We start from the raw sequence: 10,762 nt of genomic DNA, 5'->3' as shown, positions 1-10,762 counted from the left end.
AGCAGTTGGAGGAGCGCATCCTGCTCATCGCCGAGGTGACGGCCCGCTCACGCCAGCAGCGCCGAGAGCGCGAACGGCGGAAACGTGAGGCTTCCCTCGGGAGTGGCGGCTAAACCGGAAGCGGATGTCGTCGAGCAGGGCGTAGTTGTTCAGGAAGTCGACGCCCACGGATGAGCTCAGCCACAGGTCGCCCTTGCCCATCCGGACATTCAGCGTGGGGCCGAAGCGCAGGGAAGTCTCACGCGCGAACAGGGAGGTTGGCAGGGGGCTGCCTTCCGGGGAGTGGACGCGGAAGACCTGGAGGTCGAGTGCGCCCGTGATGCCCCATTCGAGTCCACTGCCCACCTTCATGAGCATCGCGACCCGGGGAAAGCCCAGCTCCAGGACGTACGGGTCCTTGTGGTAGGCGAAGCCCACCAGGGGGAAGACGGGCGTCAGGGTGAATGGATATTGCGAGGCCAGGCCCAGGGTCAGGGTCGTTCGCGGGTCTCCACCGATGAAGTAGTTCGCCATGACGAAGGCCGACCAGGACGTGTCGGTCGCGAGGTTGAAGGACTTCGAGAAGTCCGTGCTGGCGGTTCCGGAGGCTCCCACCAACACCAGCCACCGGGGGGTCACCGGCCGTACCAGCGTCAGACCCAGCTGGAAGTTCTGGAGCGTTCCGCCCAGCTCTCCCGCCGTCGAGTTGAGCAGCCGGCCCCGCCGCTGCATTCCCATCCACTCCGTGCTGAAACCCAGCAGCGGAACGAGGCGCGTCTGGCCCAGGGAGAAGGAGGGGAGCATCGGGCGCACGTCGAGCTGGAGGTGCCCATCCAGTTTCTCCCCCTGCAAGCCGATCCGCGTGCCTCGCTTGAAGGTGAAGCCCACGGAGGCGCGGTCCGCCGACGTCTGCGCGTCCGCGGCGCCAGCGGATAGCAGGACGGCGGTGAAGAGAAGCAGCGCGGTTCCGGTGCCACGGCCTTTCCGGGCGGGCTTCACAGGAGGCTTTCCCCGACGGGGGGAAGTCCGGGGCGGGCGCTCCTTTCCCTGTGCTCGCCTTTCCTTTCGGGGCAGCTCAGGTGGCAACAGCATGAGCAGGTAGAGCGTGAAGAACATGGCGGACCGCCTCCAGTGCCCGGCTTCGCGGGGTGCGTTATTGATTTTTTACTCACTAATTCGGCGTGCGGAAGGGATTAGACGTCTTGCGCAGCATGCGGAACGGTCAGCCGCGTTGGGCTCCCTGCATCAGCAGGTCGAGGAGCGTTCGGACGAAGACGGGCGCGGTGGGGTGCTTGAAGGGCGCAGTGGGGGTGCGGAAGAGCTGTCCCACGACGTAGTCCTTGATGCCGCCGAGGAAGGCATAGGTGAAGACCTCGGGGTCGACGGCTCGGAGGCGGCCACGCGAGATCTCTCCTCGGAGATAGGCGGCGAGGAACTCGAAGTAGGGCTCTCGTGGGTGCGCGTTGTGCTCGGGGCCGCCGGGTTCGCGGTGCGTGCCGGGATTGCTCATCGCGAGCATGGACAGGGGAATCTGCACCCGGAGGATTCCCACGAGCGCGACCCCCGCATCCTGGAGGTTCTCGACCACCGGACCCACGCCGATGCGCTCCACGAGCCCCATGACCTCTGGGGGCGCGGTGAGCTCCAGGTTGAGCGCGGCGCGGAACAGCCCTTCCTTGGTCTTGAACCGGCGGAAGATGATGCCCTCGGACACGCGCGCCCGCTCGGCGACCATCGCGGAGGTGGCGCGCACCCCATGCGCCAGGAAGACCTCTCGCGCGGCGTCGAGGATGTCTTCGTCACGAATGGAGACGGGGCGGGCCATGTCGTTATCGAGCGTGCGCTCAACAATTTGATAGTACGCGGCTCCCCGGAGTGTCAAGCGCACGGGGCCTGGCTGAGCGCCCGGCTGCTTCAGGGGGCGCACGACCTCGCCGGCGGACGGAACTTCGCACGACACATTTCGCGCCCAGGAATTAGGGTGGCCGGATGGCCACGAAGAAGAGCCCGATTCCGAAGGCGAAGAGCTTCAATGCGGGGACGCTCACCGCCGACACCGTGCGGTCCCTGGTGAAGCAGCACGCGCGCGGCACGTTCGCGAAGTCCAGCACGCCGCGCGTCGCGAAGCGATTCATCCAGGAGCGCACCGCCAGCGAGCACGCCGGAGGAGACATCCTCTACCACAAGGGACGCCTCGTCCTTGACGCGCTCACGACCCGCAAGCACCCGTGGATCGGCCTGCTCATCGTCGAGGGCGACCTGGTGGTGAAGGGCCGTTACGAGGACTCGCTCGACCCGGAGTCCGTGGTCATCGTCACGGGCTCGCTGCGCGCCGGTGACATCATCACCGAGGGCTTCCTCGAAGTGCATGGCGACCTCGTCGCCGAGCGGTCCATCCTCTTCCTCGGCAACGATGCCTGCACCGAGGTGTTCGGCGATGTCCGCGCGCCCTTCGTCTACACGCAGTACCACGCCGTCAATGTCCACGGCGGTGTGAAGGCCCAGCTCGTGACCGGAGACGCGAAGCAACACATCCGCGCCCGCCAGAAGCACGCCTTCATCGAAGAGACCGACCGCCGCGTCCGCGACCTCCTCTCGCCGAAGCTGCTCAAGCGCTTCGCGGACGAGATGTTCGAGGACGAGGACGGCGACGAAGCCGACCCCGATGCGCCGTGGATAGACGCCATCGACGCGGAGACGCTCGCCGACTTCGTCCGGCGCGGCAAACCCGCGCTCGCGGAGAAGGCCCCCGCGGCACGCAAGTCCCGCCGCGCCTCGTAGAAAGGAGGGGAGTCGTCCGCGGGCGTGGCCGGCCCTCAAGGGGCAAGGGGCTCGTGGACCATGACTGGCGCGCGCTACTTCCGCGCCTCGTCTGCTTCCTCATACATCTAGGCCAACACCTCGGCGGCCTTGGTCGGGTTGTCCTCGATCAAATCAGAGAGTGCTTCCGAGGCACGCGTCAGGGAACCGGAGGCCTTCACCATGACTTTCTGGAGCCGCGTATCCAGCGCGATCTGATCCCAGGTCCACTTGCGGATGACGTGTTTGGAGGTTCCCCACCAGGGAACGACAGCCCATTGGCCGCGCATGCGATGCGTGTCGACATCGCTTGGTGGCCGCGGTACCGGATGGAATAGGGATTCCCGAGGAAGAACATCACCAGCAACACGAGGCCGGTCGAGCCGCCAAGGCCCCAGAGCCAGGACATGACGATCAAGAGGAAGAGCTTCCACATCGGACTTCTCCCTGGACAGGGGCGGGTTCGGTCGAGCCGGGTTTGTCCAGGAATGTGTGGGATTTACAGCCATGCCGTCAAACGGGCCTGCCTGAAAAACCGTATCAATCGGTGATGCGCACGTAGCGGGGCTGGGCCTGCACCCGCTCGAACCAGGCGCGGATGGCGGGGTAGCGGCCCAGGTCGAACCGGCCTTCTTCCGCCACGTGCGTGTACGCATACAGCGCGATGTCCGCGAGGCTGTAGTGCTCGCCCGCGAAGAAGGGCCGCTTGCGCAGCTCGCCCTCCATGATGTCGAGCGCGGCGTAGCCCTTCTGGATGCGCTCCTCCAGCTCCTTCTCCTTGCCGGAAGGGACACCGAAGAAGGTGAGCCACGCCCTGGCCACGGCGATGTAGGGCTCGTGGCTGTACTGCTCGAAGAACATCCACTGGAGCATCCGCGCCCGCTCCAGCCGGTCGGAGGGAATGAAGGGCGTGCCCTCGGCGAAGTACCAGAGGATGGCGTTGGACTCGGCGAGGAAGACACCGGGCTCAAGCTCCACGGTGGGGGTCCGGGCAATGGGGTTCATCGCCTTGAACTCCGGCGTGCGCGTCTCTCCCGCGGAGAGGTCCACCTCCCGCGTCTCGAACGGAATCTCGAGCTGATGCAGCAGGAGGCGGACCTTGTAGCAATTCCCAGAGGGGTTGAACTGGTGGAGCTTGATCATGGGCGGTAAGTCTATGACATTTCGTATAAAGGCGAACGCGGTCCAACCGATGAGGGGCGCATGGAGCAAACCGGCCGGAAGAAGAGGGTGGGGCGCGGCATGGCCCTTGCGATTGCATTATTGGCGAGTGCTGTCCTCGGGGCCGCAGCGCTCCTGGTCCATGAGCTGAGAGACCCCTGGGCGCAACCCTGTGATTCTCTCAGATGCAATATGAGCTGCCTTCTCGTCGAGGGAAAGATGCCCAGCCACAAGTGCATCTATGGGGAATGCAGCTGCAGCCACTGAGGCCATGGTTCGTAGGGAGTCTTTGTTCAGGCGTGGCCGAGGAGAGATTCCCCTGGAGCGCGAGCAGGCTGCCCCTGAGGAGCCTGGCGTCTGGCCATTCCGGGCGGACCTCGATGAGGGGGCGAACCAACTCCAGCCCCCGTTCCAGGGAGGGGCCTGGGTCCTGCTTCTTCTTCATCAAGTGGGTGACCCATCGGCGGAGGAAATGCCCGAAGCCCAGCCGGAACTCCTGTCGCTCCGGAGCCAGCTCGAGCCCCTTCTGGAAGGCATGGACCGCGTCCTCGGAGTCCTGGGGATGCGCCCCGGGAGACAGCGCCCTGGCTCCCAGCGTCTCTCCCAGATAATGCCACGCCTCGGCATGGGTCGGCTTGCGCGCCAGGGCCTGCCGTAGGGCTGCCTCGGCCCGGGAGATGCTGAGGCGAGGATCACGCCCGTGCTCCACCTCGAACGTGGCCAGGATGGCGTGGACCATGCCTCGGTTGGCCAGGGCTCCCGCCTCTCCTGGAATCCATTGGAGGGCCTGCCGCAAGGCCTCGTCGGCCGCGTGCACGCTCGCGCTGGGGTCCTCTCCCCGGGCGCGCTGGTACAGAGCGCGTTGGGCGAGCACTTCGCTCAGGCTGACCTGGCTGTAGCCTGCCTTCGGCGCGATGGCCACGGACTGCTCGCAAGCTGCCTGGGCCTGGCCGAGCACCGGGAGGGGATCCCCGCCGCGATCCCAGCTCGCCTGGGCCTGCTGGACCCGCGTCAGGCACAGGCCGTTGTGGAGCTGGGGAATGCCGGGGCTGAGCTCGAGGCCCTCGCGAAACATGTCCGCCGAGCGCTCCAGGGAGGGGACAGGATTGCCCCCCTGGACGCGGAGCCTCCGGGCCGCGAGCGCGTGTGCCAGCCCGGCGTAGAAGTAGGGCACCACATGCCGGGGGTTGAGGTCCCGACCCTTTTCCAGGGCCGCCAGCGCCTGGGTGAGGTCTCCCTCGGGATCCGGGGCTCGTGGGTGGGTGGCGCGGGCGTGGTACGCGATGCCCAGGTTGATCCAACTCTCCGGCACGTTGCCATCCTGCTGGATGGAGGAGCGATAGGACTCAATCGCCTTGCCGTACCGGGGGAGCGGATCATCGCCCACCTGTTCATCGGAGTCGCCCCATGTCTTGTAGACGAGGCCCAGGTTGAGGAAGAAGTCGGCGTCCCGCTTCCCCGGGGAGATGTTCTCGAAGCTCTCCGCGGCCTTGCGGAGCAGCTCGCGTGGATCCTGGGACTGGCTCTGGCGGATATAGCCCCAGAGCCAATAGCTCAGCCCCAGCTCCAGCCGAGCCCGGGAGTGCGAAGGCTCCAACTCCAGCGCGTGCCGCGCGGCGGCCACGGCCTTCTCCGGCAGCGTCTCCTCGTAGTTGCCCAGGTTGCGCTGGTGCTCGGCGAGTCGGCGGTGGAGGCGGGCCTCGAGCACCCAGGCGTCGGCGTGCCCGGGCTTCGCCGTGAGCGCGCGCGAGACGGCCTGGAGGGCCTGCGTGTAGTGGGGAGTGACGTTGCCCTTCCCATAGAGCTCCAGGCTGAGCGCGCCCTGCTCCAGCTCGGCCTGGGCCGTGTAGATGGACGCCACGCTTTCGCCGATGGCGGCCGCCTCGGCATAGGCCTTCCGGCCCGCCTCGAAGTCCACCGCCGCCTGCTCATGCTCACCCTGGTTCAGGTGCCGCATGGCGCGGGCCAGGAGGATGTCTCCGCGCAGCTTGGGCGCTTCATGGAACCAGGAGAGCCCGGTGTCGATGGTATCCAGCCGGGAGAGGGCCTCATCCCACCGGTTCTCGTAGAAGGCGAGCAGCGCCGCCACATACGCGGAAGAGGGGACCTCGGCGCCCTCGCTCTGCTTGAGCCAGGCCAGCGCCGGCTCCCGGAAGCGCTGTTCAAGCTCGCGCTGGTGCGCTTTTCGCCGCTCGGCATCACGGATGCGCTCGGCTTCCAGGAGCTCCTCCCGGTACTGGTGTCCCACCACCACGGCCAGCGCATAGGCCACGCGGGGCTCGCGGAAGCCGTGCTCCCAGGCGGACTCGAGGAACTCACGAGCCCTGGCCTCGTCTCCGAGCGCGAGGTAGCCGCGCCCCAGCGCGTAGTGACCCGGCCCCACGGCTTGATCGCCCGCCTGCTGAATCTCGGCTTCGAGCGCCGCCATTCGCGCCTGGATGATGCGCTGCTCCTCACGCGTGTCGTGCAGGTGTGAGAGGTCCGAGTAGCGCGCCAGCGCCTCGATGCGCTCCACGGACTCGGTGAAGCGCCGGACCAGGCGCTCGCGATCGGCGGCGTCACGGCGGCCCAGCGCGCCCCAGCCCAGTGCCACCGCCACGGCGAGCAACGCCGAGGCGCTCACGGAGGCCAGCAGCCGGTGCTTGCGCAGCCGCTTGCGCACGCGGTACCCGAAGCCGGTGCGCGCCAGGACGGGCTCACCGCCGAGGAAGCGCTCCAGATCCTCCGCCAGGGCTCGCGCCGAGTCGTAGCGCGCGGAGCGGTCCTTCTCCAGGCACTTGAGCGCGATGGCTTCCAGGTCCGCCGGGACATCCGGGTCGACCCGGCGCGGCGGCCGGGGCTCCACGGCGGCGATGTTGTTGAGCACCTCCAGCCCGTTGGCGCCGGGGATGGGGGCCTGTCCGGTGAGCAGGAAGTAGAGGCTGGCGCCCAGGCTGTAGACGTCCGCGCGGCGGTCGAGCCGGCTCACCTCTCCGCGGGCCTGCTCCGGGGCCATGTAGTGGGGCGTGCCGAGCACCGCCCCGGAGGCCGTCTGGGATTCGTTCCACTCGCGCGCCAGGCCGAAGTCCATCACGTAGGGCCTGGGCGCCCCATCCTCGGTGCGCTCGACCATGATGTTGGAGGGCTTGATGTCCCGGTGGATGAGCCCCACGCGGTGGGCCTCGTGCACTCCCAGGGCGGCCTCGCGAAGCACGAGGGCCTTCTGCTCGACGGTGAGCGACCGCACCAGGGCGCTCAACGGCTGGCCGTCGATGTACTGCATGGCGATGAAGACCTTCCCGTCGACGTGGCCGACCTCGTACACCTGGCACACGCGCTCGTGCTTCACCTTGGCCTGGGCCCGTGCCTCGGTGATGAAGCGGCGGGTGTGCGCATCGTCGTCGTCGCGGACGAACTTGAGGGCCACCGGACGGCGCAGCCGCGGATCCTTCGCCAGGAACACGCGCCCCATGCCACCCTGCCCGAGGAACCGCACGAACTGGTAGCGGTCCCAGTGGGGGAGGGGAAAGGCCGGGGTGCTGCTCGCTTGTGAGGTGCGCGTCGGCCCGCCTTGGGCCCACTCGAGGGTGGAGTCCGCCTCGGGCCGGTGCTCGGGGGAGGCAGGACTCTCCTTTACGAGTGAGGCCAGGGTCTCCTCGGAGATCCGGCCCCGCTCACGCAGCAGTTCCAGGGGGCTTCGTCCCAAGCGCAGCGCCTCCTCGAGCAGGGACGCCGACTCCTCCCGGGACAGGATGCCTTCGTCGATGACGAGCCATAGCTGCGCCTCGTAGTCGTGTCGCATCAGAGGGCATCGTACCCGGTTCGAGGGTCAGGGCCGTCGCGGCATGCCGCCGACACGCCGCCGGCCTGTCGCCGCATCGCCCTGACGCTCGGAACACCGGCCGTGGAGCCACTCAGCCCAGAGCGCTCGGAGACATCCCGCGTGTACGCGCCATGGCACGTGGGTTGCTCATGCCTGAGTCCCAGGAAGACCCAGACCGAAGTTCGGGCTTCCAGCACCCAACCCCTGCAAACACAAGGAGCTACCCTGATGCAATCCCATTTCAAACGCTTCGTCCTCACCGCGCTGCTGACCGGCTGTGGTGGTGTCGGGATGGAAGCCAACGAAGCGACGACGAACCCGCCGGCCGCTCACGAACTCGTCACGACGGGCAACAGCGCTGAGCGGCATTGCGTCGCGAGCGTCCAGGTCCTGAAGCCCGGTGAGCCGCTGCCCGACACCGTGACCGTGCCGACGTGCTTCGACACGTTCTCCGAGGCCTTCTCCGTCGCCACCCGGGGGGCCGTGCGGCTGCCCGCGACGGCGAAGCCGGCGGATCTCCAGGAGTCCGACCTGAAGCGCGTCACCCAGTTCGGGGCTGGCGAAACTGTGGTTGGCATGGAGTTCACCGGAGCCAATTGGACTGGCGATTCGTGCACCTTCATCTCCTCCTCTGGCGGGTGCGGCTCCTACTTCGTCAACCTGCCCGCTCCGTGGAACGACGCCTTCTCCTCGTCGAGGACCTTCGGCGGGTGCAATCACGCGTACCACTACGAGAACTACGATGGCCCGCTCGGGGGCGGGGCCCAGATCGACTGCGGCTGGGGGTGCTCCTATATCGGGGCGGCGATGGACAAGCGCACCTCGTCCATCTTCTGGACGCAGTAGCCCGGAGGGATTCGACGGCCTGGTGGGCTGGGCGGCGGAGTGGCCCCCAGCCTCACCGACGTGCAGGCGTATCGCGGCATGCCGCCGACACGCCGTCGGCCTGGCGCACAGCCTGGATTCCTGTCGGCAGTGACCCTCTTCAGCCCCCTTCGTGCCCGCCATCACATGGGTTGGTACAGGCCTTGCTCAATCGCAGGTCCGTGCGCCCATCGGACAGCCCGGTCCCTCTCATGGGATGCGCCGCAGTGCCCCATCCGCAATCACAAGGAGCGAGTCATGAAGCGTCTTGAAAATCTGGCGGCGGTTCAGCAGAAAGAGGGACCGGTCACGGCCCCGCCGCCCGTAACCGTCGCGCGCCGGTTGGAGTTCACACGCGATCTTCAGGATGTTCCTGGGCAGATCCTCGACTCCATCCAGCGCGCTGATTACAAGACGAAGGGCGCCCCGTTCGGCCCGTTCAACGTGATTGCCGGGACGACGAATGACTTCGTTCCGATTTTCTTTGGCACAAGCGGGGACCAGCCCATCGTGTTCTTCGGCTTCAACGGAGCGAGGAATGACGGCTACCTCCCGCTTGGCGATGTCGCGCTCGTGCAGCAGTCGGGCGTCTGGTCGCCGATCAGCTCCCTTCTCTTCAGCAAGAACCCTGCAGACCCCGATGGGAGCGATTCGCTGGCGCATCCGCGGAGGTTCGATTGGGTTCTTGACTCCACGGGTTCCGGGAATGAGGCCCTCCTCAGCTACTGGTGGCCTGTCGCTCCCGAGGGCTACACCGCGCTCGGCTTGTGCTTCAATCAGTCCAACTCCATCCAGCCCGACCCCAATAAGTACTGGTGTGTGAAGACGGCGCTCTTGCGAATGGCAGCGGCCGTCCCTTTCTGGAGCGATGCAGGACAGCACTGGAAGTATCACAATGGAAGTCTCATGACGCCCGCCCTCGATGCGTCCAGCATCGCGCCTGATGGGGACGTCTTGTATATCGTGCCGCCGACCTTCCTGAGCGTCGAGGGCATGCGCCCTGCGTACGTCATCGCCGCGAAGAAGAGCTTCCTGCCGATCACGGTCTCCCCCGCGAATCCGCCCACCTTCGATCCGAACACGGGCTCCGGTTCCGTGACGCCGGTCGGGCTCCTGAATGTCGCGGTCCTGCCCTTCACCGCGGTGACCGACGCGGGGTACATCAACAAGCCGGGAGAATCCCCCTTCTACTACCTCGCCAACGAGCCCTACTGGCTCTGCAACGGCTCACGTTCGACGCCTGGAGGAGGGCAGTTCGAGACGAGCGTGACGGTCGGCGTTTCGACCTCTTCATCGGAGTCGTTCTCGAATACGACGTCCTTCACGGTCGGTGTCAACGCCGGCATCTCGGCTGGAGACAAGGGCGGGCCCAATTTTGGGATCAGCGTCTCGTACACGAACGACATGAACGTGACGACCGAGCAGACGCAGCAGAACGACAGCTCGACCACCGATACGATCACGGTCCAACTCCCGAGCCAGCCGGTGACGCAGTTCTGGCAGCGCGTCCAGAAGCTCGTGATGTACCGGACGGATGGCACCATCGTCTCTGTCGCCGACTACGGGACGAATGACCTCCGCTTCATTCCGAATGGACAGGTCATCTCCATCCGGTAGACACGCCGGCGCGGCATTCGGGTAGGAGGGGGGCCTGGTGGGCCTGTGACGGAGCCTCGGCTGCAAACGAGGCTCCGTCCGCTGTGCCTCGGCGGCTGCACGTTTATTTCTCCGGCGCGGCCCGAACGAAGCTACCGGGCGCGGCGCGGCCTGGCGTGGGGCCTGCCCATTCAGTGACGGCGGACAGGGATTGCCTCCGGGGAATTCGGGTTGTGGCAACTCCTGTCACATTTCGTCCCGCTTTGCGAGAGGATGTTCTTGGGAGGTCTACGACACCTTGTTCGTGTTCCGGAGTCGTAAGCGTTCACGGGGTGGTGCTCGACTGAGGGGGTAGTGAGGCAGCGAACGGTGGGCCTCACCACGCTCGACGTGGGCCGGGGACGGCTTAGAAATAATGGGACGTGGCCACTCCTGACCCAAGAGATGCGCGTATCGCGGAGTTGGAGCGACTGCTGAGCGCGGCGCTCGCGCGAATCGAGCAGCAGGAGGCTCGCATTGCGCAGCAGGAGGCTCGCATCGCGGAGCTGGAGGCGCGGCTGC

At 66.8% G+C, this 10,762-nt stretch carries 8 protein-coding genes; 3 read left to right on the top strand and 5 right to left on the bottom strand.

What is annotated here, in order from left to right; all coding sequences use genetic code 11:
- Positions 1 to 24: 24 nt before the first annotated feature.
- A complete protein-coding gene (locus tag D7V77_RS36395; RefSeq protein WP_120580858.1) occupies positions 25 to 978 on the bottom strand; it encodes a hypothetical protein in 954 nt (317 codons plus the stop codon).
- Between the two features lie 223 nt (positions 979 to 1,201).
- Entirely contained in the window at positions 1,202 to 1,804 is a 603-nt protein-coding gene (locus D7V77_RS36390; protein ID WP_120580857.1) for a TetR/AcrR family transcriptional regulator, read from the bottom strand.
- 164 nt (positions 1,805 to 1,968) lie between these two features.
- Between D7V77_RS36390 and D7V77_RS36385 the strand changes: the two genes are divergently transcribed.
- The gene (locus D7V77_RS36385) at positions 1,969 to 2,760 is read left to right on the top strand and encodes a polymer-forming cytoskeletal protein (protein ID WP_120580856.1); all 792 of its coding nucleotides are present in this window, start codon (positions 1,969 to 1,971) and stop codon (positions 2,758 to 2,760) included.
- A gap of 107 nt (positions 2,761 to 2,867) precedes the next feature.
- Here the strand turns inward: D7V77_RS36385 and D7V77_RS43405 are convergent, their stop codons facing one another.
- The 3 genes from D7V77_RS43405 to D7V77_RS36370 form a co-directional block, all read right to left on the bottom strand.
- Positions 2,868 to 3,212, bottom strand: coding sequence for a hypothetical protein (locus tag D7V77_RS43405; protein WP_147452273.1), 345 nt, complete (start codon positions 3,210 to 3,212; stop codon positions 2,868 to 2,870).
- Between the two features lie 106 nt (positions 3,213 to 3,318).
- The gene (locus D7V77_RS36375; RefSeq protein WP_120580854.1) at positions 3,319 to 3,921 is read right to left on the bottom strand and encodes a glutathione S-transferase family protein; all 603 of its coding nucleotides are present in this window, start codon (positions 3,919 to 3,921) and stop codon (positions 3,319 to 3,321) included.
- Between the two features lie 199 nt (positions 3,922 to 4,120).
- Positions 4,121 to 7,720, bottom strand: a complete 3,600-nt coding sequence (locus tag D7V77_RS36370) for a serine/threonine-protein kinase (protein WP_120580853.1) — start codon at positions 7,718 to 7,720, stop codon at positions 4,121 to 4,123.
- A gap of 249 nt (positions 7,721 to 7,969) precedes the next feature.
- On the opposite strand from D7V77_RS36370, the gene D7V77_RS36365 reads away from it, so the two are divergent.
- Together D7V77_RS36365 and D7V77_RS36360 are read left to right on the top strand one after the other, a co-directional pair.
- Positions 7,970 to 8,587 carry a hypothetical protein gene (locus tag D7V77_RS36365; protein ID WP_120580852.1) on the top strand — a complete coding sequence of 206 codons (618 nt, stop codon included), beginning with the start codon at positions 7,970 to 7,972 and terminating at the stop codon, positions 8,585 to 8,587.
- Positions 8,588 to 8,863: 276 nt separating this feature from the next.
- A complete protein-coding gene (locus tag D7V77_RS36360; protein ID WP_158624553.1) occupies positions 8,864 to 10,222 on the top strand; it encodes a Vps62-related protein in 1,359 nt (452 codons plus the stop codon).
- The last annotated feature ends 540 nt before the right edge of the window (positions 10,223 to 10,762 follow it).

Source organism: Corallococcus sp. CA041A (assembly GCF_003612075.1).
GTDB classification, from domain to species: Bacteria; Myxococcota; Myxococcia; order Myxococcales; family Myxococcaceae; genus Corallococcus; species Corallococcus exiguus.
The sequence above is the reverse complement of the archived record's forward strand: the minus strand, read 5'-3'. Positions and strand labels throughout refer to the sequence as shown.